Origin of the sequence: Streptomyces sp. NPDC088732, assembly GCF_044751205.1 — a bacterium.
Taxonomy (GTDB): domain Bacteria; phylum Actinomycetota; class Actinomycetes; order Streptomycetales; family Streptomycetaceae; genus Actinacidiphila.
On the sequence record NZ_JBIVLI010000009.1, the window covers coordinates 76,043 to 99,403 of the forward strand.

The following is a 23,361-nucleotide window of genomic DNA, read 5'->3' on the forward strand; positions in this document are numbered from 1 at the left end:
TGCGATCACCGCCACATTCCGTGCCGCGGCATTGTCAGTGGCGGCTGCCACCATCGCGGCATGGCACTCATGACGCGTTGTGAGGAACAGCCCGACCGGGAGCCGGTGCTCCTGGCCGATGCCGTGGCGACCGTCCTGGACGGGATCGGCTTCGCCTCCCGCGGGGACATACCCGCCCCCGTCCCCGACCCGGCGGCCGGCACCGCCACGACCTGCGCCCGGTGCGGCCGCGCCGCCCTGTGGCACCGTACGACCGGCGGCCGCTGGATCATGATCGAGCCCGGCGAGCGGCTCACCGCCGCCGTCCCGGCGGGCCGCCGCTGGCGCGTCGCCGGCGACGGCACCGCGGTCGACCTGCGGTCCGCCGTGCCCTCCGACACCTGCCGGATCAGCCACTTCGACGTCTGCCCGGCCGGTCCCCCGCCGGTCGCGTCACCGGTGGTGCCCGCCCAGTGGCGGCGGCGGGGGACCGGGCTCAGCCTCAGCTGAGCTGCGCGGGGGCCTCGGTGGCGATGCGCTCGAAGATCTTCTCGTCGGCCGCGTAGACCGAGTCCGGCACCGGCCAGTGCAGGACGATCTCGGTGATGCCGATCTCCGCGTACCGCCCGGCGAAGTCCACGAAGGCGTCCAGGGACTCCAGCGGGCGCTCCGCCGTCGACCCGGTGAGCAGCACCCGCTCCAGCTCGCCCGGATCGCGGTCGATCTCCGCGCACGCGATCTCCAGCTTGTCGAACTGCCGGGAGACCACGGCCGGGCAGTCCTCCACCGGCACGTCCGCCGGACCCTTGGGGTCGCCGTAGGTCACCCAGGCCTGTCCGTAGCGCGCCGTCAGCTGCATTCCGCGCGGCCCCGTGGCCGCCACGGCGAAGGGGATCCGCGGCCGCTGCACGCAGCCGGGGATGTTCCGCACCTCGCGCGCCGAGTAGAACTCCCCCTCGTGGTCCACGACCGGCTCGGTCAGCAGCCGGTCCAGCACCGGCACGAACTCCCCGAAGCGGTCCGCCCGCTCCCGCGGCGTCCACGCCTCCTGCCCCAGCGCTGTCGCGTCGAAGCCGGTCCCGCCGGCGCCGATGCCCAGCGTGAGGCGGCCGTCGCTGATGTCGTCCACGGTGATGAGTTCCTTCGCCAGTGTCACCGGGTGCCGGAAGTTGGGCGAGGTCACCAGCGTTCCCAGCCGCATCCGCTCCGTCGCCGCGGCCGCTGCCGTCAGCGTCGGCACCGCCCCGTACCAGGGCAGGTCCCGGAAGCTCCGCCACGACAGGTGGTCGTAGGTCCAGCCGGTGTGGAAGCCGAGTTGCTCGGCCCGCCGCCACACCTCCCGCCCCTCCGCGGTCCAACGGTAGATCGGCAGAATCACAGTGCTCAGACGCATAGGACGACCATACGGCCCGGGCGTCAGACGTCTCCTCGCAACCAGCTTTCGAACGGCGGCAGAGGGGCGAGCGCGGGCGCGACGGCCGCAATGGCGGTCGCGACGTCAGTGGCGAGCCGGACGCAGTCGTCCATCAGCTCGTCGGCTGCGCGCACCTCGACATCCGGTCGCGGCACCCAGGACGTCCGTGACACGCAACCGATGCGCACCCGCTCGCCGTCGGGCCGGAACGTCAAGGTGCGCTCCACGCCCTGCGGATAGAGGTCCAACTCCGTCTCCCGGCCCGCGCGCAGGCCGTCGATCAGCCCGGGCAGCTCCTCGACGAAGGCCGACATGTCGTAGCCCACATCGAAGTGCCAGTCGTCCCAGCCGAATCCGCCGATGTGGAAGGCGGCGTCCGTCCGGGCCAGGACCCCGCATCCGACCATGGCCAGGTAGCAGTAGTCATCAAGGTCTTCGAGGGGTTCCTGCGGCGTCGCGCGAACGCGTGCGACCGCGGGCGCCGAGGGGGCTGTGAAGGAGAAGCGGAAGGGCACGGCGGCCAACCTACCCGCCGCCTGGAAGGGCCTGCCGGGCTTCGCCATGACGGGTGGTTCTCCACGCCGACGGCACGTGGCGCGGGTCGTGCGGGACCCCGTCACCGCGTCCCGCCCCAAGCGGGCCACGGGGACTACCGGGAAATAACACCGGCCTCCGGAGCCCGCAACTCGGGAGATTGTCAGGTGAGCGGGCCTCCGAACGGGCTCGATGGGGCCCCGCTTGGGCCACCCGGGTGGTGTTGATCCGAATATCGCCACTCCCGAGGTGCGCTTCCGGGCATTTCGTGCTCACTTCCGCATCATCGGACTAGTCGCTCCCCGACTCACGAGGAAGTGAGAGGTCAATGGCTGCAAACAATCACGCCAAGGCGTTCTGGAACGCCTTCGTCACGCTCCTGCTCAAGGTGATCGCCGGTCTCGGCTTCGCCGTCCCGGCCCGCCGTAGCACCGCCGCCGTCGCCCCGCGACCGGAGGCCGCCCCGCTCTCCCTGGTGGAGGCGCTGCTCGCCGAGACCGGCAGGGAGGTGAAGGCACCACCCACGGGCGCGGCAGCCGAACGCCGCGAACCCGTGCGGCCGCCCCGCGCCCGGTCCGCGAGTCATCTCGTTCCCGCCGCCAGGCCGCGGCCCCGGCCTGACCGCACGACACGGCAGGCCACGGCACATCGCGCTGCCCTCGCCCACCGTGCCGCGATGGCATCGGCGCCGACACCGGCAGGCGCGTCGCCCGGGTCCACGTCGTCGCCCGAATCGTCGGACGCACACCTCCTCGCCCCCCGTATCGCCGACTGCCTGCGCGAACTGTCGCTGCCGCCGACGATGAAGCAGCGCATCCGCGCCGAGGCCCACGGCGCCTCCCCGGTGCCGCGCAGTGGTTCGCGCAGGGTCCGTGAGGGCGCTTCCGTCCAAGCGGTCACGGCAGGTGCCGACGAGACCTCGGCCAGGACCGCGGCCGAGGCGCACGCCCGTACGGCCGACCGCCGCGGCGACTTGGCGCTGTGCGCGTGAGCGCCACGGACGCGCACGTGCTGCCACGGACCGCGGGACCGGATCTCATGTCCGGACCCGGCAGCCCCGGCAGCCCCGACGGGTACGGCAGGGCAAGCCGGTCAGGCCGGCCGACGTGCCACCGCCCGCTGGTAGAGCGCCATGCGGTAGATGCCGGAAGCGGTCGCGGAGAGCAGACCCGTCGCGAGGAACAGTGCGACGACGCAGCCTGCCGCGGCGACCAGGACCGTCACGCTGTCCGTTTCGACCGCGAGGATGAGGGCGATGATCGCGATGATCACCACCAGGACGGTTGTCAGGGCCAGACGTATCCCGCCGGCCACCCAGTTGCCCAGCTCCGCCCGGCCCAGTGTCATTGAGCGGCGCAGGCCGGTGAAGAGGCCGGTGCCCTCGACGACGATCACGGGCAGCACGAAGAAGGTCCACAACGACCAGGACGTCCCGGCCAGTTCGAAGATCCAGGACACTCCCGCGGTCGACTCCAGGACCCGCAGCACCATCCCGAGACTGCTGCCGAGCAGGCACCATGCCAGCAGCGTCGGCAGTCGCCGCAGCGCCGCCCGCAGCGAGACGCGCACGGCGGGGCGCAGGTCCTGCCCCAGCGCGTGGACGGAGTGCAGCAATGCCGCGGTGAAGTACGTACTGGTGCCGGACAGCAGGAAGAACAACACCAGGAGCGCCATGAACTGCCCCGTGGTGGGCGCCTGGTCGAGCCGCGCGCGCTCCCAGATGCCCCGCAGCGGCTGAAGCCACGCGATGAGCAGGAGGACCGCGAGGACCACCGCGTTCAGCGCCGGAAAGCACAACAGCGCCGGTCTGCGGCGCAGCACGTGCAGGACCGTCCCGACGATGCCCCGTTGCCCGCTCCCCGAACCCCGTGAGCGCCGCGTACTCCCCGGGCCCCGCGAGCCCGCAGGACCGCCCGTGTTCTCCGGGTTCCCCATGATTTCCCGCTTCTCCCCGTTCCCCACGTTCCCGACGCTCTCCACGCCCGTTCACGCCCCTCCCGCACGAGATGCCCGCCGGCCGCAATGTAGTCGGTGATCGCCCGTCCCCTACGGGAACATCCGTCCCAAGGACTAGGGACGACTACCCCCGAGGCTGACGACGGGTGTGGTTCGCACCACTAGGTTCGTGGTGTGACTGTGATCGCTGCTGAAAGCCTGACGAAGCGGTACCCGAGGGTGACCGCTCTGGACCGGCTCACCGTGGACATCGAACCCGGGGTGACCGGGTTGGTGGGTGCGAACGGGGCCGGCAAGTCGACCCTGATCAAGATCCTGCTCGGGTTGTCGCCGGCCACCGAGGGCCGCGCCGCGGTGCTGGGCATGGACGTGGCGACCCAGGGTGCGGACATCCGTGCCGCCGTGGGGTACATGCCGGAGCACGACTGCCTGCCGCCGGACGTCTCCGCGACGGAGTTCGTCGTGCACATGGCCCGTATGTCCGGGCTGCCGCCGACGGCCGCGCGTGAGCGGACCGCCGACACGCTGCGCCATGTCGGGCTGTACGAGGAGCGCTACCGCCCCATGGGCGGCTATTCGACGGGCATGAAGCAGCGCGTGAAGCTGGCCCAGGCCCTGGTGCACGATCCGCGACTGGTGCTGCTCGACGAGCCGACGAACGGGCTGGACCCCGTCGGCCGCGACGACATGCTCGGGCTGATCCGGCGTGTCCACACCGAGTTCGGCATCTCCGTCCTCGTCACCTCGCACCTGCTCGGCGAGCTGGAGCGCACCAGCGACCACATCGTCGTGATCGACGGCGGACAGCTGCTGCGCGCCTCCTCCACCAGTGACTTCACGCAGGCCACCGCCTCCCTCGCGGTCGAGGTGACCGACCACGAGGAGGAGCTGCTGCAGAAGCTCACCGCCGCGGGGCTGAACGCCCACGCCGAAGGCCATCTGCTGCATGTCGACATCGACGGCGACGAGACCTACGACACCGTGCGCGACGCCGTCGCCGAACTGGGCTCCGGCCTGGTCCGGATGGAGCAGCGCCGCCACCGCATCGCCGAGATCTTCCGGGGAGGGGACGACCGTGACGCAGCTTGAGGGACGCGGGCCGGCTGCCGGCGGCGCCCAGGACGTCATTCACGACATCGGGTACCGGCACTACGACGGGCCGCGGCTGGGCCGCGCGTACGCCAGGCGCTCGCTGTACACGCAGAGCCTGCGCGGTGCCTACGGACTGGGCCGGTCTGTGAAGTCCAAGGTGCTGCCGATGATGCTGTTCGCGGTGATGTGCGCGCCCGCCGCGATCATCGTGGCCGTCGCGATCGGCACGAAGATGACCGAACTGCCGATCGAGTACACGCGGTACGCGATCATCATGCAGGCGGTGATCGGCCTCTTCCTGGCGGCGCAGGCCCCCCAGGCGGTCTCGCTGGACCTGCGCTTCAAGGTGACGCCGCTGTACTTCTCCCGCCCGATCGAGGCGGTCGACTACGTCGCGGCGAAGTTCACTGCGCTCACCACGGCGATCTTCATCCTCACCGCGACCCCCGTGCTGATCCTCTACATCGGCGCGCTGCTGGGGAAGTTCGACTTCTTCGACCAGACCTCGGGCTTCGCCAAGGCCCTGCTGGCCGAGCTGCTGCTGTCGATGCTCTACGCGGGCGTCGGCCTGGTGATCGCGGCGCTCACCCCGCGCCGGGGCTTCGGTGTCGCGGCGATCATCGCCGCGTTCACGCTCCCGTACGGCGCCGTCACCAGTGTCCAGGCGGTCGCCTCCGTGCAGGGCGACAAGGACGTGATCGGCTGGCTGGGGCTGTTCTCGCCGATCACGCTGATCGACGGGGCGCAGACCTGGGTGCTGGGTGCCTCGTCCTCCTTCGTCGACGCCGCGGGTCCGCCGAACGCGGTGGCCGGCGTGGCCTACGTGGTTGTCCTGCTCGCCGCGATCGCCGGCTCCTTCGGCCTGCTGATGCGCCGCTACCGAAAGGCCGTCCTGTCGTGACCACCTTGTCCATCGACCATGTGTCCCGCTGGTTCGGCAACGTCGTCGCCGTCAACGACGTGACGATGACGATCGGCCCCGGCGTCACCGGTCTGCTCGGCCCCAACGGCGCGGGCAAGTCCACCCTGATCAACATGATGGGCGGCTTCCTGGCCCCCTCGGTCGGCAGCGTGACCCTCGACGGCACGGTGATCTGGCGCAACGAGCAGGTCTACCGGCACATCGGCGTCGTGCCCGAGCGGGAGGCGATGTACGACTTCCTCACCGCGCGGGAGTTCGTCGTCGCCAACGCGGAACTGCACGGCCTGCCCGACCCGGGCGCCGCGGCCGCGCGGGCGCTGGCCACCGTCGAGATGGAGTTCGCCCAGGACCGCAAGATCGCCACGTACAGCAAGGGCATGCGGCAGCGGGCGAAGATGGCCTCCGCGCTGGTGCACGACCCGTCGGTGCTGCTGCTGGACGAGCCGTTCAACGGCATGGACCCGCGGCAGCGGCTGCAGTTGATGGAGCTGCTGCGGCGGATGGGCGACGAGGGCCGCACGGTGCTGTTCTCCTCGCACATTTTGGAGGAGGTCGAGCAGTTGGCCAGCCACATCGAGGTGGTCGTCGCCGGCCGGCACGCCGCCTCCGGCGACTTCCGCAAGATCCGCCGGCTGATGACGGACCGGCCGCACCGCTACCTGGTGCGGTCCAGCGACGACCGGGCGCTGGCCGCCGCGCTGATCGCGGACGGTTCCACGGCCGCCATCGAGCTGGACTGGAAGGAGCGGGCGCTGCGGATCCAGGCGATCGACTTCGCCGGTTTCACCGAACTTCTCCCGCGGGTCGCCCGCGAGCGCGGCATCCGGCTCTTCACGGTCTCGCCCTCCGACGAGTCCCTGGAGAGCGTGTTCTCCTATCTGGTCACGGCATAGGACGAGGAGCTTCCTGTGTTCCCACTGTTCAATCCCACCGTGGCCCGGCTGACCTACCGGGGTCTGCTCGGCCGGCGCCGGGCCCTGGTCCTGTTCGCCCTTCCCGCGCTGCTGATCCTCATCTCGGCGGCGGTGCGCGGGCTGACCGGCGCCGACGACTCCACCGCCACGTCGGTCCTGGGGGGTTTCGCCCTGGCGACGATGGTGCCGCTGGTCGGCGTCTTCGCCGGCACGGGCGCCGTCGGGCCGGAGATCGACGACGGGTCGATCGTCTACCTGCTGGCCAAGCCCGTCCCGCGGCCGACGATCATCGTCACCAAGCTGCTGGTCGCGATCGGTGTCTCGGTGGTCTTCTCCGCCGTGCCGACGCTGATCGCCGGATTCATCCTCAACGGCAACAGCCAGGGCATCGCGGTGGCCTTCACCGTGGCCGCGGCCGTCGCCTCGGTGACCTACGCGGCGCTCTTCCTGCTGCTGGGGGTCGTGACCCGGCAGGCCGTGGTCTTCGGCCTGGTGTACGCGCTGATCTGGGAGTCGCTGATCGGCTCGCTGGTGCCGGGCGCGCGCACGCTGAGCGTGCAGCAGTGGGCGCTGGCGCTGGCCCAGCGGATCGCGGGCGAGGGGCAGATCACGTCGGACGTGGGGCTGCCGCTGGCGGTGGTGCTGCTGATCGGCGTCACCGTGCTGGCCACCGGCTACGCGGCGCAGCGGATGCGCGCCCTGACGCTGGCCGGCGAGGAGTAGCCCCGCCGTGCCGCGAACTGGGCCGCCCGGGTGGTTCTCACCGCCCGGGCGGCCTTGTTTCCTCGCGTCGCCGCACATCGGATTGTCTGATGTGCTGAGTGACGTCCGAGAGTCCGCTGCTCTGTGCTGTCGGTGTGTTCCTGGTCGCACTGGGGCTGCTCGTCGCCCTCTTCCGCCCGGAGCTCGCCCGGCGCATCGACCTGCGCCTCGCCGCCCGTGCCCGGCGCCGGAGGCGGTTCCTGGTGTTCCCTCGAAAGTGGGCTCCGTCACACTCCTCCTTGAGAATTCAAGGGAATGGCGCTACGGTGCAAGAGGTTGAAACATAAACCAACCACCCCCGACGAGGAGTAAGCCATCATGGGCCTGTTCAGCCGCAAGACCGACGCCGAGACCACGGGCACCGCGAACGCCGTGGCCACCGCCGACCTGGCGAACCTGACCGGCGAGTACACGATCGACCCGACCCACAGCGAGATCGGGTTCTCCGTCCGCCACGCCATGGTGACCACCGTGCGCGGCCAGTTCACGGAGTACGAGGGCTCGCTGAAGCTCGACGGCACCAAGCCGGCCAACTCCTCCGCCGAGCTGAAGATCAAGGTCGTCAGCATCGACACCAACCAGGCCCAGCGCGACGAGCACCTGCGCACCGGCGACTTCTTCGACGCCGCCGCCCACCCGGAGATCACCTTCCGCAGCAGCTCCGCCGAGCAGGTCGACGCCGAGACCTACCGCATGCACGGTGACCTCACCATCAAGGACACCACCAAGCCGGTCTCCATCGACTTCACCTTCAACGGCTCGGCCACCGACCCGTACGGCAACCTGCGCGTCGGCTTCGAGGGTGCGACCACCGTCAACCGCGCCGACTGGGGCCTGACCTACAACGCGGCCCTCGAGGGCGGCGGCGTCCTGATCAGCGACAAGGTCAAGCTCACCTTCGACGTCTCGGCGATCAAGGCGGCCTGAACCGGCTGAGTGCCTCGGCCGTCCCTGCCCCAAGATGGTGGGGATGGCATCGAACGAGCCGGCGCACGACGCCGGCGGCAGGCGACGCCGTGTCGCTCCGGGCGACACGGCGCGCCTGCTGTTCGCGCAGGCCCGCGCCTGGGTGCGCGCCACCCCCGGCACCCACACCTGGCTGCTCGTCCTGGCGGTGACCAGCGGCGTCCTCGCGGCGGTCCCGCCGCACCTCCGCGGTTTCCTGCTGCACCACAACAGCACCAACCTGGAAGAGCTGGGCAGCCACCCGGTCCGCGTACTGATCGTCAGCGCGCTGTGGATCGAGTCCCCGCCGGCCTTCCTGGTGTACTTCCTCTTCTACGAGATCGTGCACGCCCCCGCCGAGCGCCGGCTCGGCACCCGCCGCTGGCTCGCCGTCGTCGCCGTCGCCCACGTCGGCGCGACCCTCATCAGCCAGCAGGCCGTCTTCCTCGGCATCCACGCCGACCGGCTGTCCCCGTCGCTGGCGCACACCGTCGACATCGGGGTGAGCTACGGGCTCGCCGGGGTGGCGGGCGTGCTCACGTACCTGCTGCCTCCCCCGTGGCGCTGGGCGTACCTCGCGGCCGTCGCGGGCGGCCTCGTCTACCCGCTGCTGCAACCCGGACGGACGTACACCGACCTCGGGCACGTCACCGCGCTGCTGATCGGACTCGCCTGCCGCGGGCTCACGCAGCCGGGAAGAGCCGCTCCAGAACCACCGCGATGCCGTCCTCGGCGTTGGAGGCCGTGACCTCGTCGGCGACGGACTTCAGCGACGCGTGGGCGTTGCCCATGGCGACGCCGTACCCGGCCCATTCGAGCATCGGCAGGTCGTTGGGCATGTCGCCGAAGGCGATGGTGTCCGGGGCGGTCAGGCCCAGCCGACGGGCGGCCAGCGACAGGCCTCTGGCCTTGGACAGCCCCAGCGGCAGCAGTTCGACGATGCCGGCGCCCGACATCACGACCCCGACCAGGCCGCCGGCGGCCGCGGTGGCCGCCTCGGCGAGTTCGTCGTCGCTCAGCTGCGGGTGCTGGATGTACAGCTTGCTGATCGGCGCCGTCCACAGCTCGTCCAGCACGTCGACCTGGCCCACCGGCAGCTCCGACTCGAAGAGCTCGTAGCCGGGACCGAGGACGATGTCGCCGTCCATGCCGTCGAGGGCGGCGGCCACGGCCAGCCGGCCGGTCGCCGCCTCGATCTTCTCCAGCGCCTGCCGCGCCGTCTGCCGGTCCAGGGTGACCGAGGTCAGCAGCCGCCGCTCGCCCGCGTGGTACACCTGCGCGCCCTGCATGCACACCGCGAGGCCCTCGTAGCCCAGCGACTCCAGCACGTGCCGGGTGCGGGCGACCGGGCGCCCGGTGACGACGACGTGCGCGGCACCCGCCGCGGCGGCCGCGGCCAGCGCCCGGCGCGAGCGCTCGGAGACGGTGTGGTCGGGGCCGAGCAGCGTGCCGTCGAGATCGGTCGCGACCAGGCCGTAGGGGAGCGGGGGAGTCACTTGGCCACCGGCTCCAGCACCTCACGGCCGCCCAGGTACGGGCGGAGCACCTCGGGGACCCGGATCGAGCCGTCGGCCTGCTGGTGGTTCTCCAGGATGGCGACGATCGTGCGCGGGATGGCGCACAGGGTGCCGTTGAGGGTGGCCAGGGCGCGCGTGCCGTTCTCGTCGCGCATCCGGACGGACAGCCGGCGGGCCTGGAACTCGGTGGTGTTCGAGGTCGAGGTCAGCTCGCGGTACTTGCCCTGGGTCGGGATCCACGCCTCGCAGTCGAACTTCCGCGCCGCGGAGGAGCCGAGGTCGCCCGAGGCCAGCTCGATCACCCGGAACGGCAGCTCCAGCGAGGTCAGCCACTGCTTCTCCCACTCCAGCAGGCGCTCGTGCTCGGCCTCGGCGTCCTCGGGGCGGGTGAAGACGAACATCTCCACCTTGTCGAACTGGTGCACCCGGATGATGCCGCGGGTGTCCTTGCCGTACGAGCCGGCCTCGCGCCGGTAGCAGGGGGAGAAGCCGGCGTAGCGCAGCGGCAGCTTGGCCGCGTCGATGATCTCGTCCATGTGGTACGCGGCGAGCGGGACCTCGGAGGTGCCGACCAGGTACAGGCCGTCCTTCTCCAGGTAGTACACGTCGTCCTCGACCTGGCCGAGGTAGCCGGTGCCGGCCATGGCCTCGGGCTTGACCAGCGTCGGGGTCAGCATCGGGGTGAAGCCGGCCGCGGTCGCCTGGGCGATGGCCGCGTTGACCAGGGCCAGTTCCAGCAGGGCGCCGACGCCGGTCAGGTAGTAGAAGCGCGAGCCGGACACTTTGGCGCCGCGGTCGACGTCGATGGCGCCGAGCAGTTCGCCGAGGTCGATGTGGTCCTTGGGTTCGAAGCCCTCGGCGGCGAAGTCGCGCGGGGTGCCGAGCACCTCCTTGACGACGAAGTCCTCCTCGCCGCCGATCGGGGCGTCGGGGTGGACGATGTTGCCCAGCTGGAGCAGCAGGCGCTGCGCCTCCTCGGCGGCCTCGTGCTGCTCGCCGTCGGCGGTCCTGACCGCGGCCTTCAGCTGCTCGGCCCGCTTGAGGAGCTCGGCCCGCTCGTCCCCCTGCGCCTTGGGGACCAGCTTGCCGAGCGTCTTCTGCTCGGCGCGCAGTTCGTCGAAGCGGGTACTGGACGACCTGCGCCGCTCGTCGGCGGAGAGCAGGGCGTCGACGATGCCGACGTCCTCTCCACGGGCGCGCTGGGAGGCGCGCACACGGTCGGGGTCCTCACGAAGCAGGCGAAGGTCAATCACGGGGACAGGCTACCGGTGCGACGGGCCCGAACGCGACAAGTTAAGTGCTTTATGTAGCGTTATGTCCGATTTGAAAGACGGGGCCCCGGAAATGCACCGCAGCCGAAAATGACGTTGAAGTGTCCGTCAACCGAATTCCGCACGTCCCTCCCCCGAGGGCATGTGCCCTGTGGACAACGGTAGTTGGAGCAGGTCCGGCGGGACGGGTTATCCACAGGGGGCCGGGTATTCCACCGGCTTGTCCACAGCGGGTGTGGATGAACTGTGGATGGTGGAGTCGATCATTCCGACGGTCGGTCGCGGGCCCATGGATTCCCCGGCCAAACCCTACTCACACTCCCTTTCGAGTGAGAATTCTTCCCCCTATCGAGTTGTTCGAAGGTATTGGGCTGACGAATGCCGACCCGGGGGCCTGTGTGCCGTGATGGCGCCCCTGTGCCGATTTGTCGATCTGGTCCCTACTCGCCATCACGGACGTGTCGACTTATCCCCAGGTTGCTCCCAAGGCCTGTGGATAACGCGGTGGACAACCGAAGGGCCCACCGGTTGTTCACCGGAGGGCCCCTGGGAGGTGCGGCCGCGCGCCCTACGCCTCCAGCAGCCGCTGCCCCACGTATTCACCGGGGCCCGCGCCGCCCGGCACCGCGAACAGCCCGCTCGCCTCGTGCCGCAGGAAGCGGGAGAGCCCGTCGCCGCGGTCGAGCTTGCGCTGCACGGGGACGAAGCCCGTCAGCGGATCGGACTGCCAGGCCACGAAGAGCAGCCCGGCGTCCGGGGCACCGTCCTCGCGGAAACCGTCGTGGTAGGAGAAGCCGCGCCGCAGCATCGCGGCGCCGCCGTTGGACTCCGGGGCGGCGACCCGCACGTGGGCGTCGGCGGCGATGGCGAAGGTCCGGCCGTCGGCCTCGATCCTGTTCAGGTCCGGCTTTGCGGCCTCGCCGCCCCCGGACAGCGGGGCGCCGTCGGACTTGCGGCGCCCGATGACCCGTTCCTGCCGCTCCACGGAGAGGTGGTCCCAGGAGTCCAGCAGCATCCGGATCCGGCGGACCACCGCGTACGAGCCGCCGGCCATCCACTCCGGCGCGCCGGAGGAGGGCACGAAGACCCGCTGCCCGAAGTCGGGGTCGGACGGCTTGGGGTTGTTGGTGCCGTCGATCTGGCCCATCAGATTGCGCGTCGTGCGGGGGACGACGGTGGCGCCGGGCGCGCGGTTGAAGCCGGTCATCTGCCAGCGCAGTGCCGCCGTTCCCGCGGCCTGCTTCTGCAGCACGCGCAGCGCGTGGAAGGCGACCAGCGGGTCGTCCGCCCCGATCTGGATCCACAGGTCGCCCTCGCCGCGCCGCGGATCGAGCGCGTCGGCGGAGAACGGCGGCAGCGGGGCCAGCGCCTCGGGCTGTTTCGACCGCAGGCCCGTCCGGTCGAAGAAGGAGCGGCCGAAGCCGAAGGTGACGGTCAGCGCAGCCGGTCCGGCGTCCAGGGCGATCTGGTCGTCGCCGGCGGGCGCCCGGCCCGCCGTCATCGCCTCGGCCGCGGCCGACCAGCGGCGCAGCAGCGCGGCGGCGCCCGCGCGCCCGGCGTCCGCGGTCAGGTCGAAGGCGGCGAGGTGGCCGTGCGCCTGGGCCGCGGTGACGATGCCGGCCTGGTGGACGCCGTGGAAGGGCACGCGTGCGGCGCCCACCGAGGCGAGCGCCGCCGGTTCGTCGCGGGCCGCGTTCGCCGCGACGGCGGAGCCGCCGCCCACGACCAGCCCCGCGGCGCCGGCCGCGCCGGCGGTGCCCAGCAGGCGGCGCCGCGAGATCGGCCGGCGGATCGGGTCGTTCGTCAATTGATCTTCACTGTCTCGGTGCGGGTGACCTGGTCGATGTCCGAGGTCCGTACGGTGACCGCGAGCGTCCACTGCCCGGCGATCGGGATCTGGACGTTCTCCGCGCTCCAGTGGCCGGTGTCGACCTTGCCCAGGGTGACCGGGATCGGGCCGATCTTCTGGGCCGGGAGCGTGAAGGAGACCTTCACCTCGGGGACGTCGCGGGCCTGGCCGTCGGGGGCGGTGATCAGCAGGTGCAGCTCGTTCTCGGCGGTGCTGCCGGGGTCGAGCGTCACCTCCGCCTCGCCCTTGCCGTTCGGGCCGCCCGTGTCGAACGGGATCCGCACGTCCAGCGGTTCGGGGACCGAGGTCACCGGGGCGGTCGCCCCCGCCGCCGCGCTGCTCTCCTCGGCGGCCCGGCCCGGCTGCGTCCCGGTCAGCAGGGTGGTGACGCCCAGGATCACGACCGCGACCGTGGCCTCGGCCAGCACGGACTTGCGCAGGCCCGTACGTTCCGGGTCGGCGTCGCGTGCCTTGCGCTCCCGCTCCTTGGCCAGCGCCGCCTCCTGCCGGGCCAGCTGCGCGGTACGGACGGCGGGGTCGCCGCCCCGCCCCGCGGCCACCGGCTGGGCGACGGCGGCCGCGGCCCTGGAGGCCTTCGCGCTCCGTACCGGCTGCACGGCCTTCGCCTTCTCGGCGAGCCGCCCGGTCCAGCGCCGGGAGAGCCAGGCCAGCTCCAGCAGCAGCACGACCAGGCCGATCTTGACCAGCAGCAATTGCCCGTACCCGGTGGAGACCAGGGCGTCCCAGGAGCCGAGCTGGCGCCACGACTGGTAGACGCCGGTGGCGACCAGGGCCGCCACGGCCCAGAAGGCGATGCGCGAGAACCGTTGTACCGCCGACCGCTCCACCGGCAGCCCGCGCCACAGCGCGACGAGGAGCGTGGCCAGGCCGCCCAGCCAGACCGCCATGGCCAGCAGGTGCACGATGTCGACCGGCATGGCCACCGAGGACTGGATGCCGACCGAGGCGTGCTCGGCCATGGCCCATGTCGCGGCGAGGCCCACGGCCACGACCCCGCCGCCGATCGACAGACCCCAGGCGAGGTCCTGGCGCTCGACCGGGTCCTCCCGCTTGGCGTAGCTGCCGAAGAGCACGGCGATGAAGACCGCGGACGCGGCGAGCAGCAGCAGCCGCGACAGCAGCGCGGCGCCCGGCCGGGTGTCCAGGACGTCGCTCACGGCGCCGAGGTCGAGGACGTCGCCGAGGGAGCCGCCGCCCGCGTACGGGGCGCGCAGCAGCAGCAGCGCTATCGTCGCGCCGACCATGCCCGCCCAGCCGCCGGCGACCAGCCGGCGCAGCGGCCGGAGCTGCGCGCCGCCGGGCCAGCACACGCCCAGGAAGAAGGCGGAGCCGACCATCAGGGCGAACCCGAGATAGGCGGCGTAGCGTCCGGCGTCGTACAGCGCCCCGACCGCACCGCCGCCCGCCTCCTGCGCGGGCAGGCTGACCGTGGTCTTCGAGGGCGCGCCGATGGAGAAGACGAAGGCCCCCGCCACCGGGTGGCTGTCGGCGGAGACCGCCTTCCAGGCCACGGTGTACGTGCCGTTGCCCAGCCCCGGCCGCAGCGCGACGACCGCCGTGTTGCTGCCCTCGCCGCCGTTGCTCGCGGCGCCGGTGTCGGCCCTGCGGCCGTCCGGCCCGAGGACGCGGACGGCGTCGGAGGCCAGCAGCACACCCTCGGAGAAGGTCAGCCGCACCTGCTGCGGCGCGATCTTGACCACCGAGCCCTCCGCCGGGTCGGTCCTCACCAGCGCTGCGTGCGCGGAGGCGGGCGCGGCGCCGCCGAGCAGCAGGCCGAGCACGGTCAGCGGGACGGCCAGCAGTCGCAGCCCGGCCCGTGCCAGCTCTTTCATGTCCTTCATGGCGCCCTCCTCAGTCCCCCGGGCGATAGCCCGCCGGCTTGACCGGGACCCGTACGTCGATGGCGTCGGCGTCGTCGAAGTGCAGTTCCACGGACACCTCCTCACCGGCCACGGGCTTGTGCGTGAGCTTCTCCAGCATCAGGTGGTTCCCGCCGAGCCCGAGGGTCAGCCGTCCGCCGGCCGGGACGGTGAACGCGTCGACCCGGCGCATGGCGTTGCCCGCGGTGGAGTGCAGCGTCACCTCGCCGGCCAGGTCGCTGGTGACCGAGGTCAGCCGGGCGTCCTGATCACCGCTGTTGGTCACGGTGAAGTAGCCGGCCGCCATGTCCCCGAGCGCGGGCTGCGGTATGTAGGCGCCGCTGACCTCGAGTTCGGGCCCGTCCGGTGCGGAGCCGCAGGCCGCGGCGCCGAGCGCCAGGGCCAGCAGGGCCGCGACCGCGGCCGCCGGCATCACCGGGCGCCTCACGGGGTCCGGCCCTGGATGATCTTCGGCAGGTCGGCGGCGAACTGCTGCGAGGTGGTGCCCGACATGTAGAGCGCGTGCGCCTTGTCGTCCTTCGGCGAGTACGCCACGACCTCGGCGCCGTGCGTCACGGTGATGCTGCCGTCCTTCTCCTTGACGGGCTTCTCCACCGCGATGCCGAGCGAGCGGGCGCCCGCCTGGATCGTGGCGAAGTCGCCGGTCAGGCCGACGAAGGACGGGTCCATGGCGTTCAGCCAGGCACCCAGCCGCGACGGGGTGTCGCGCTCGGGGTCGGTGCTGACGAAGACCACGGTGAGCGCGGCCTGTTCGGCCTTGGGCAGCTTGGACTTGGCGATGGCGATGTCGCTCATCGTCGTCGGGCAGACGTCGGGGCAGTGGGTGTAGCCGAAGAAGAGCAGCGTGGGCCTGCCCGCGGTCTTCTCGACCAGGTCGTACTTCTTGCCGTGCGTGTCCGTGAGGACCATGTCCGGCTTGTCGAAGGGCGTGTCCAGGACGGTCGCGGCCTTCTGTGTGGCGTCGGTGGACACCAGGGGGGCGTCGGCGGCGTCCGACGGGCCGTCCGAGCCGCCGCAGGCGGCCAGGGTGAGGGCGAGCGCGGCGACGGCGGCCGCGGCGGCGATCGCCCGGGTGGTGGTACGCATCAGGGTTCCCCAGGAAGTTCGGTACGACGCCGGGTGGCCGCCGCGCACGGCGGTCACCCGGCGATACTGCGTCAGACGGCGGGGGTGCCGCCACCGGCGCCGCGGCGGCGCCCGGCGAGCACGCCGAAGCCGACGCCCAGCACACCGACGACGATGCCGACGACACCCAGCACACGGGCCGTGGTGTCGCTCGTGCCGGCCGACGCGGCCTGCTCGCCGGCAGTGCCCTTGCCTTCGCCGCCACCGGCCTTGGTGTCGGCGGCGGGAGAGGCGGACGCGGCGGCGCCGTGGCCGTGGCCGTCCGACGCGCCCTCGGAGTCGTCCGACAGCGTCAGCACGGGCGCCGGGTGCTCCGGCTCCTCCTGGCCCTCCTGCTGCTCCTCGATCCAGCGGACGACGTCCTTGTTGTCGTACGTCTGGATCGCCTTGAAGACCAGCTGGTCGGCGTCGTCCGGAAGCGGGCCGAGCGAGACCGGGAACTGCTGGAACTCACCCGGGGCGATCTTCCCGCCGGTCCAGGTGATCTTGGTGACGGCCTCGGTGATGCTGCCGTCGTCGCTCGTGATCGGCTTGGCGAGCTTGCTCTTGACGACCTGTGCCGTCCAGCCGGGGACGGGCTGGAGGGAGACCGACGCGATCGGGTGGTCGGCCGGCAGGTTGACCTCGACCTTGATGGTCGACGCCTTGTCCTCCTCGTTGGGGACCTTGAAGGACACCGTGCTGTAGCCGCCCTTGACGGCGGAGTTCGGCTGGACGGAGACGTGCGCGAAGGCGGGCACGGCGGCGGCGAGGACGGCCGCTCCACTGAGTCCGGCGACGGCGACGGCGCGACGCACGGCGGTGCTCTTGGAGTTCAGGGCGTTCATGGGTGCAGACACTCCACGGGTGAAGGTGTGAGGGTGACGGATGGCACGCGTGCGGCACGCGACTCCGTCTCCCTACGTCCGTGGAGCGGGTCGCGTTCAGACCGCGAGGGCGTACGCCGGAGGTCCGCGACGGGCGAGGCTGTGCCGGAGCAGAACGGTGTGCGGCGGCACGGAGTCGGCGACGCGGCGGCGCGGGCCGGCCGCGGCGGACGGCGCGTCGGGCGCCCCGGCGACCAGGGCGCGCACCAGCGCGACGGCGTGCCGCAGGGCGGCGCCGGTGAGTTCGGCGAGACCCCGTGCGCCGAGGGCGATCATCCGCCACAGCGCGGCCTCGCCGCGGCGCAGCAGCCAGCCCGCGGCGAGCGCGGCGAGCAGGTGGCCGAGCAGCATCGGCTGGCTGTAGGCGAGCATCGTGCTCTCGGTGTGAGCGTGCGTCATGCCGCCCATGCCGGCCATACCGCTCATGTGGCTCATGCCGCCCATACCGGAGAGCGGCTGGGCCCGCTGGCCGCAGATCAGCCGACCGGCGATCTCCAGGATCCCGCCGGTCCGGGGGGCGCCGCCCGGGGCGCACACCCCGCCCGCGTTGAACAGCACGTGCAGGGAGAGCTGTCCGCCGGCCAGGCCCGCGGAGATCCCCGGGAGCGAGCGCTCCCGTCCCGCGAGCGGCGCCGCCACGGCGAAGACCGCCACCCAGCCGGCCGCCAGCGACCAGCCGGGCACCGCATGGCCCGAGGCGAGGGAGTGCGCGACCGCGGACAGCGTGACGCAGACCGCGGTGAACACCGCGGCCCGCAGCAGTCGCAGATCGGCGCCGACGCGCACAGGAGAGGCCATGACGGGCGTCATCATCTCACCGTACCCCCCGTTCGTATGCAGGGGGTCTCGCATCTCGGCGGGGTGTGCTATGAGCTCCGGCCGCCCGCGTACACCCGTGTGCCGGGGCCGGGCATCGGCCGTATGGGCGTCATCACGTCAACACCACGCTTACCGACCGTGTTTCGGGGCAATACGTATCGGTATGTCGAGCCGCAGCCAGGAGGCTGAGCATGAGCATCTGGTGGTCCCTCCATTTGCGGCGCGAGGCTGCGAGCGTTCCGCTCGCCCGTCGGCTCCTGCTGGGGACGATGGAGACCGCCGGGGTGGACCCCGACATCTCGTACGACTTGTCCGTGGCCCTCAGCGAGGCCTGTGCCAACGCTGTTGAGCACGCGAGTCACGGCGAGTACCGGGTGACGGCCCGTATCGAGGGCGACCGCTGCCGCATCGAGGTGGCGGACTCCGGACCGGGCTTCGCCCCGGACCTGCGCCGCACGCACCATGCCGTACGACCGCTGTCGAAGAAGGACCAGCACGCCGAGCACGGCCGCGGGCTGTTCCTGATCGAGGCGCTGGTGGACCATGTCCACTTCCACAACCGGCCCGGTCACGGGGCGGTGGTCAGTTTCGACAAGATCCTCAAGTGGCGGGACGACGCCCTGCTCAGGGTGTCCTGAGCCGGTCCGTCCCGGTACGGCGTCAACCGCCCGTCCGCGGGCGGTCCTTGCGCCGGTGCGGGCGGCCCCCCGTCCCGTCGGGACGGAACGGGGGCACCGTCCGCGTGCCGTGGCTCAGCCGCGCAGGCCGGCCATCCAGCGCTCGACCTCGTCGGAGCTGCGCGGCAGGCCCGCGCTGAGGTTCCGGTTGCCGTCGGCGGTGACGAGGATGTCGTCCTCGATGCGCACGCCGATCCCCCGGTACTCCTCCGGGACCGTCAGGTCGTCGGCCTGGAAGTACAGACCGGGCTCGACGGTGAGGACCACACCGGGCTCCAGCGTGCCGTCGACATAGGTCTCGGTGCGGGCCGAAGCGCAGTCGTGCACGTCGAGGCCGAGCATGTGACCGGTGCCGTGCAGGGTCCAGCGGCGCTGGAGGCCGAGCTCCAGGACGCGGTCGACGGGACCCTCGACCAGGCCCCACTCGACGAGCCTCTCCGTCAGCACGCGCTGCGCGGCGTCGTGGAAGTCACGGTACGCGGCGCCGGGGCGGACGGCTGCGATGCCGGCCTCCTGGGCGTCGTACACGGCGTCGTAGACCTTGCGCTGGATGTCGCTGTACGTGCCGTTCACCGGCAGCGTGCGGGTGACGTCGGCGGTGTAGAGGGAGTGCGTCTCCACACCGGCGTCCAGCAGCAGCAGGTCGCCCGAGCGCACCGGGCCGTCGTTGCGGACCCAGTGCAGCGTGCAGGCGTGCGGGCCGGCGGCGCAGATGGAGCCGTAGCCGATGTCGTTGCCCTCGACGCGGGCGCGCAGGAAGAACGTTCCCTCGATGTAGCGCTCGGACGTCGCCTCGGCCTTGTCCAGGACGCGGACGACGTCCTCGAAGCCGCGGGCGGTGGAGTCGCAGGCCTTCTGCAGCTCGCCGATCTCCCACTCGTCCTTGACCAGCCGCAGCTCGGACAGGAACTCCTTCAGCTCGGCATCGCGCTCCGCGGTGACCTTGTCGGTCAGCGCGGCCTCGATGCCGGCGTCGTAGCCGCGCACGACCCGCACCGGGCCGGTCGCCTCGCGCAGCGCGTCGGCGGCCTTGCGCACGTCGGCGCACGGCACCCCGAGCAGCACCTGGGCCTCCGCCAGGCTGTGCCGGCGGCCGGTCCACAGCTCGCCCTGGCCGTCGAGCCAGAACTCGCCGTTCTCCCGGGAGGACCGGGGCAGCAGGTAGGCGGTCGCATCGTGACCTGCGTCACCGTTGGGCTCCATGACCAGGACGGCGTCCTGCGTCTGGTCGCCGGTCAGGTGCACGTACTCGGTGCCGGCACGGAAGGGGTACTCCGTGTCGTTCGCGCGGGTCCGCAGGTTGCCGGCGGGGACGACCAGCCGCTCGCCCGGGAAGCGGGCGGACAGGGCGGCCCGCCGCTTGGCGGCGTACGCGGCCTGCTCCATGGGCTGCAGGTCACGCAGTTCCGTGTCGGCCCAGCCCGACTTCATCACCTGGGTGAGCTCGTCGGAGACGGCCGGGTACAGGCCGTTCTTCCGCTGCTTGATGGGCTCGTCGCCTTCCGGGTTCTCCGGAGCGCGGTCCTCGGCCACGTCATGCCTCCTCGCTGTAGACCCACCCATCGTAAGTGGGTCAGTCGAAGCGGGCGGCCAGCAGGACGAGGTCCTCGCTGCTGTCCTCGGCACCGCGGCCGTCGGGCAGCAGTGTGCGCAGGACGTGGTCGGCCAGCAGGGCCGGGTCCTCCCGTACGGCGCGCGGGGCGCCCGAGGCCGCGGCGTGCAGCCGTGCGACGGCCCGGTCGGTGGCGTCGCCGGTGCGGTGCAGCAGCCCGTCGGTGTAGAGCAGCAGCGTCTCGCCGGGCAGTGCCCGCAGCTCGGCGCCGGGCGCCTCCCAGCAGCTGAGCATGCCCAGCGGCGCCGACAGCGAGGTCTCCACGAACTCCACCCGGCGCTCGCCGACGACCAGCGGCGGGCAGTGCCCGGCCCCGGCCAGCGCGATCCGGCGGGCGGCGGGGTCGACGTAGGCGTACAGCGCGGTCGCCGAGCGCGCGGGCTCGGTCAGCCGCAGCAGCAGCTCCAGGTCGGACAGCACCGCGACCGGGTCCTCGCCCTCCATCACCGCGTACGCCCGCAGGGCCGCCCGCAGCCGTCCCATCGCGCCCACCGTGCCTGTGCCGGAGCCGGTGACCCCGCCGACGGACAGCCCGAGGGCGCCCTCCGGCAGTGCCATCGCGTCGTACCAGTCGCCCCCGCCATGGGGCGCCGCGACGTGGGTGACGGCCAGCCGGACCCCGGGGATCCGGGGCAGGCGGGTGGGCAGCAGTTGCGCGCGCAGGGCGGCCGTGGTGGCCCTCAGGTGGTCCAGCTCGACCAGCCGGGCCAGGTGCTCGGTGGCGTGGCGGCAGTACAGGCCGATGAGGCGGCGCAGCCGCTCGCCCGGTTCGGCGGGCTCGTCGTAGAACCACACCGCCGACCCGAGCCGCCCGGCGCTGTCCGTGGCCAGCCGCACCGCGTAGCTGGCGCCGAGGCCGAGCCGTACGGCGACCTCGCGGTGGCGCGGGTCCAGGCCCGGCTCGTGGCAGAGGTCGGGGTGGATCTCCTCGGCCGGCACGGTCCCGGGGGAGGCGGGCAGCGGGACGGTCTCCAGCGCGCCAAGCTCCGCGGGGCAGAGCCCGAGCCCGGTGACGGTGGCCGGGCCCACGGCGGCCAGCCCGCGCCGGGCGCCGGTCAAGGTGCCGCCCGCGTGCAGCACTTCGCGCAGCGCGTCCTCGACGCAGGAGGTGCGGGCGAGGCGTTCGGACAGCTCGTGCAGCGTCGTCAGGTCCTCGGCCCACGACGCCAAGCCGTCCTGCGGCGAGCCGGGTTGACCGGCCGGTTCGTCCGTCCCGGCCTGCTCGGGCAGCTGGTCCGGGTGGGATTGCTGTTCGACCGCGGGCGCGGCAGTGTGCGCGGATGTCGGAATGGGTGGGTTGATTCCGGCCACTTTCGGAAGGCCCGCCGCACTCATGGTCGCCGGCTTTCGCGACCTTTGACGCGATACGGCGGCGGCTCCGCAGAGCAGCGCATTTGTGTCAATAGCATCGCAAACCCCCAAGTCGTTCTGCGCCGCTATCAATGCATTACCTTCTACCGCCTCCTCAGGGGCGTGTCCAGGATTGCCCAGGTAGGTGCGGTGGTGTCGATGCGCCGTAAGGGTTGCACGACTATGGCTGGAAAAGGGCGCCCCGTGCCACAATTAGTTGTCGACTGGAGGGGTTCGACAGTGCGTCATATCCACAGCAGTGGGTACGTACGGGATGGGAGTTGGCGGCCTCAGGAACCCGGCGCCCGGCCCGAGCGTCTTAGACGGCGACGGCCGACCCTCCCCCCACGGCGGGGTGTTGCACAGCCAGCGGGACCGCACGCGGAGCACCACCGAAACCACGGAATCGCAGTACGCAGCACACCCTGGACGAACAAGCGCCATGTGTGCGCCACCCCCCGCCACGTTCCACGCTCGGCTCGAGACGTGATGCGCTGCCTCGTAAGCGGTGTGTTCCAGATTACGTTGTGTCATGGGCAGATCCCTGAGCGCCAACGGAAAGGAACGAGCGCGGATGCGTGAGATCCTCGGAAAGCGACGCAAGAGCAGTCCGGAGCTGCTGCGCGCGGCGCTCACCTGCGCCGAGCAGTGGCAATGGCCCGTGGTGCCCGGAGCCGGGACGGACGGGCGGGGCGGCTGCGCCTGCCTGCGCCCCGACTGCCCGGTGCCCGGCGCCCATCCGCACGACCCCGGACTCCTGGCGGCCACCCGCGACCCGCGGATGGTGCGCTGGTGGTGGTCGAACCACCCCGGTCAGCCTGTCGTCCTCGCCACCGGCGGGTCCGTCTCCGCGGTCAGCCTGCCGGCCGTCGCGGGGGCGCGGGCGCTCGGCGTGCTCGCCAAGCGGGGGGTGCGCACCGGTCCGGTGGTGGCCACCCCGACCCGCGTCGTGGTCCTGGTGGAGCCGTACTCCCTGGAGGAACTGGGGGAGTTGCTCGACCGGCACGAGTGGGTGCCGACCTCGCTGCGCTTCCACGGCCAGGGCGGCTACACGGTGCTGCCGCCGTCGCCCGTCGCGGCCGGCGGGGCGCGCTGGGAGCGGCGGCCGGTCGTGGACCCGGGGCAGCGGGCGCCGTGGCTGCCGCAGGTGCGGGTGATTGTCGACACGCTGGTGCAGGCGGGACGCACGGCACCGGACGGCAGCCGGCTCTCGTACTGAGACCCCTGCGCGATCACTCTTTCGGGTAGGAGCCGGGCCACGGGGCGGCCAACTGCCCGTGGCCCGGGGTATAGCGCCCTTTTCTCCCGCTATGTTCGGCGCATGATGCGCGCGTCGAACCTTCGGATGCTGGCCCTCGTCTGTGTCGTCGCGGCGGCCGCACTGGTCGTCCCGGCCGCCGCCGGCACGGGCTCCTTCGTCCCTGTCGAACCGGTGTCCGCCGATACCGAGGGCGGGTTGCTGTCCAGCGGTTCCGAACTGCTGGGCGGGCTCTCCAAGTCGGCCGAAACCGAACGCCAGACCGCATCCTGCGGTCCGAAGTCGGTGTCCCCGCAGGGGCTGCGGGCGCAGACCTGCACCGTCGTCGCCGAGGGCGACACATGGGCGCGCACGTACTGGGACAACACCACGGGCAAGCGGCTGGACGGCGTGCTGACCCTGCTGCTCCCCGACGGCCGTTCCGTGCAGGCACGCTGTGCCATCGACGCGGCGCTGGGCAGCGGGAGTTGCGAGACGCCGCGGGAGCGGACGGTGCCGGTGCCGGAGGGCGCGGAGCCGTACATGGCGGTGGCGGAGATCGCCGTGGAGAACGCGGAACGTCCGCTGCTGCGCAGCGGGTCCGCACAATGAAACGTCC

Annotated in this window: 24 protein-coding genes; 11 read left to right on the forward strand and 13 right to left on the reverse strand. The window is 72.0% G+C overall.

All coding sequences use genetic code 11. The features are described from left to right. The first annotated feature begins 60 nt into the window (after positions 1-60). Positions 61-489, forward strand: a complete 429-nt coding sequence (locus tag ACIP9H_RS17025) for a DUF6083 domain-containing protein (RefSeq protein WP_401595328.1) — start codon at positions 61-63, stop codon at positions 487-489. Here ACIP9H_RS17025 and ACIP9H_RS17030 read toward each other — a convergent pair. Further along, positions 482-1,372 carry an LLM class flavin-dependent oxidoreductase gene (locus tag ACIP9H_RS17030; protein WP_401595331.1) on the reverse strand — a complete coding sequence of 297 codons (891 nt, stop codon included), beginning with the start codon at positions 1,370-1,372 and terminating at the stop codon, positions 482-484. The genes ACIP9H_RS17025 and ACIP9H_RS17030 overlap by 8 nt on opposite strands. Positions 1,373-1,395: 23 nt before the next feature. Next, a complete protein-coding gene (locus ACIP9H_RS17035) occupies positions 1,396-1,956 on the reverse strand; it encodes a hypothetical protein (protein ID WP_401595333.1) in 561 nt (186 codons plus the stop codon). A 299-nt stretch (positions 1,957-2,255) separates the two neighbouring features. On the opposite strand from ACIP9H_RS17035, the gene ACIP9H_RS17040 reads away from it, so the two are divergent. Further along, complete coding sequence (locus ACIP9H_RS17040; RefSeq protein ID WP_401595336.1) at positions 2,256-2,918, forward strand: DUF6344 domain-containing protein; 663 nt, start codon at positions 2,256-2,258, stop codon at positions 2,916-2,918. Positions 2,919-3,019: 101 nt separating this feature from the next. Here the strand turns inward: ACIP9H_RS17040 and ACIP9H_RS17045 are convergent, their stop codons facing one another. Further along, positions 3,020-3,748, reverse strand: coding sequence for a DUF6159 family protein (locus ACIP9H_RS17045; protein ID WP_401595338.1), 729 nt, complete (start codon positions 3,746-3,748; stop codon positions 3,020-3,022). A 309-nt stretch (positions 3,749-4,057) separates the two neighbouring features. Between ACIP9H_RS17045 and ACIP9H_RS17050 the strand changes: the two genes are divergently transcribed. From ACIP9H_RS17050 to ACIP9H_RS17075, 6 genes are all read left to right on the forward strand, one after another. Further along, on the forward strand, positions 4,058-4,972 hold the full coding sequence (locus ACIP9H_RS17050) for an ABC transporter ATP-binding protein (protein ID WP_401595341.1): 915 nt from the start codon (positions 4,058-4,060) through the stop codon (positions 4,970-4,972). Then, on the forward strand, positions 4,959-5,876 hold the full coding sequence (locus ACIP9H_RS17055; RefSeq protein WP_401595343.1) for an ABC transporter permease: 918 nt from the start codon (positions 4,959-4,961) through the stop codon (positions 5,874-5,876). Before ACIP9H_RS17050 ends, ACIP9H_RS17055 begins: the two co-directional genes overlap by 14 nt. Continuing rightward, complete coding sequence (locus ACIP9H_RS17060) at positions 5,873-6,790, forward strand: ABC transporter ATP-binding protein (protein ID WP_401595346.1); 918 nt, start codon at positions 5,873-5,875, stop codon at positions 6,788-6,790. The genes ACIP9H_RS17055 and ACIP9H_RS17060 overlap by 4 nt, the downstream gene beginning before the upstream one ends. 24 nt (positions 6,791-6,814) lie before the next feature. After that, positions 6,815-7,534 carry an ABC transporter permease subunit gene (locus ACIP9H_RS17065; RefSeq protein ID WP_401595432.1) on the forward strand — a complete coding sequence of 240 codons (720 nt, stop codon included), beginning with the start codon at positions 6,815-6,817 and terminating at the stop codon, positions 7,532-7,534. Between the two features lie 357 nt (positions 7,535-7,891). Then, entirely contained in the window at positions 7,892-8,500 is a 609-nt protein-coding gene (locus tag ACIP9H_RS17070; RefSeq protein ID WP_360904338.1) for a YceI family protein, read from the forward strand. A 43-nt stretch (positions 8,501-8,543) separates the two neighbouring features. Then, the gene (locus ACIP9H_RS17075; RefSeq protein WP_401595349.1) at positions 8,544-9,266 is read left to right on the forward strand and encodes a rhomboid-like protein; all 723 of its coding nucleotides are present in this window, start codon (positions 8,544-8,546) and stop codon (positions 9,264-9,266) included. Here ACIP9H_RS17075 and ACIP9H_RS17080 read toward each other — a convergent pair. From ACIP9H_RS17080 to ACIP9H_RS17115, 8 genes are all read right to left on the reverse strand, one after another. Next, entirely contained in the window at positions 9,202-10,014 is an 813-nt protein-coding gene (locus tag ACIP9H_RS17080; RefSeq protein WP_401595351.1) for an HAD family hydrolase, read from the reverse strand. The two genes, ACIP9H_RS17075 and ACIP9H_RS17080, sit on opposite strands and share 65 nt — an antisense overlap. Continuing rightward, positions 10,011-11,288, reverse strand: a complete 1,278-nt coding sequence (gene serS, locus ACIP9H_RS17085; protein ID WP_401595354.1) for a serine--tRNA ligase — start codon at positions 11,286-11,288, stop codon at positions 10,011-10,013. The genes ACIP9H_RS17080 and serS overlap by 4 nt, the downstream gene beginning before the upstream one ends. Positions 11,289-11,874: 586 nt before the next feature. Beyond that, positions 11,875-13,113, reverse strand: a complete 1,239-nt coding sequence (efeB, locus tag ACIP9H_RS17090; protein WP_401595356.1) for an iron uptake transporter deferrochelatase/peroxidase subunit — start codon at positions 13,111-13,113, stop codon at positions 11,875-11,877. Continuing rightward, on the reverse strand, positions 13,110-15,008 hold the full coding sequence (locus ACIP9H_RS17095; RefSeq protein ID WP_401595433.1) for a copper resistance CopC/CopD family protein: 1,899 nt from the start codon (positions 15,006-15,008) through the stop codon (positions 13,110-13,112). Before ACIP9H_RS17095 ends, efeB begins: the two co-directional genes overlap by 4 nt. A gap of 19 nt (positions 15,009-15,027) precedes the next feature. Then, on the reverse strand, positions 15,028-15,468 hold the full coding sequence (locus ACIP9H_RS17100; protein WP_401595359.1) for a copper chaperone PCu(A)C: 441 nt from the start codon (positions 15,466-15,468) through the stop codon (positions 15,028-15,030). Between the two features lie 11 nt (positions 15,469-15,479). Beyond that, positions 15,480-16,142 carry an SCO family protein gene (locus ACIP9H_RS17105; protein WP_401595362.1) on the reverse strand — a complete coding sequence of 221 codons (663 nt, stop codon included), beginning with the start codon at positions 16,140-16,142 and terminating at the stop codon, positions 15,480-15,482. A 71-nt stretch (positions 16,143-16,213) separates the two neighbouring features. Further along, complete coding sequence (locus ACIP9H_RS17110) at positions 16,214-17,008, reverse strand: YcnI family protein (RefSeq protein ID WP_401595365.1); 795 nt, start codon at positions 17,006-17,008, stop codon at positions 16,214-16,216. 96 nt (positions 17,009-17,104) lie between these two features. Then, positions 17,105-17,857 carry a hypothetical protein gene (locus ACIP9H_RS17115; RefSeq protein WP_401959615.1) on the reverse strand — a complete coding sequence of 251 codons (753 nt, stop codon included), beginning with the start codon at positions 17,855-17,857 and terminating at the stop codon, positions 17,105-17,107. Between the two features lie 200 nt (positions 17,858-18,057). On the opposite strand from ACIP9H_RS17115, the gene ACIP9H_RS17120 reads away from it, so the two are divergent. Then, positions 18,058-18,504, forward strand: coding sequence for an ATP-binding protein (locus ACIP9H_RS17120; RefSeq protein WP_319663428.1), 447 nt, complete (start codon positions 18,058-18,060; stop codon positions 18,502-18,504). Positions 18,505-18,618: 114 nt separating this feature from the next. Here ACIP9H_RS17120 and ACIP9H_RS17125 read toward each other — a convergent pair whose 3' ends face one another. Then, the gene (locus ACIP9H_RS17125) at positions 18,619-20,076 is read right to left on the reverse strand and encodes an aminopeptidase P family protein (RefSeq protein ID WP_401595371.1); all 1,458 of its coding nucleotides are present in this window, start codon (positions 20,074-20,076) and stop codon (positions 18,619-18,621) included. Positions 20,077-20,116: 40 nt separating this feature from the next. After that, a complete protein-coding gene (locus ACIP9H_RS17130) occupies positions 20,117-21,490 on the reverse strand; it encodes a PP2C family protein-serine/threonine phosphatase (protein ID WP_401595373.1) in 1,374 nt (457 codons plus the stop codon). A 589-nt stretch (positions 21,491-22,079) separates the two neighbouring features. Between ACIP9H_RS17130 and ACIP9H_RS17135 the strand changes: the two genes are divergently transcribed. Together ACIP9H_RS17135 and ACIP9H_RS17140 are read left to right on the forward strand one after the other, a co-directional pair. Further along, a complete protein-coding gene (locus ACIP9H_RS17135) occupies positions 22,080-22,724 on the forward strand; it encodes a bifunctional DNA primase/polymerase (protein ID WP_401595376.1) in 645 nt (214 codons plus the stop codon). Between the two features lie 102 nt (positions 22,725-22,826). Then, positions 22,827-23,354, forward strand: coding sequence for a hypothetical protein (locus ACIP9H_RS17140; RefSeq protein ID WP_401595379.1), 528 nt, complete (start codon positions 22,827-22,829; stop codon positions 23,352-23,354). The last annotated feature ends 7 nt before the right edge of the window (positions 23,355-23,361 follow it).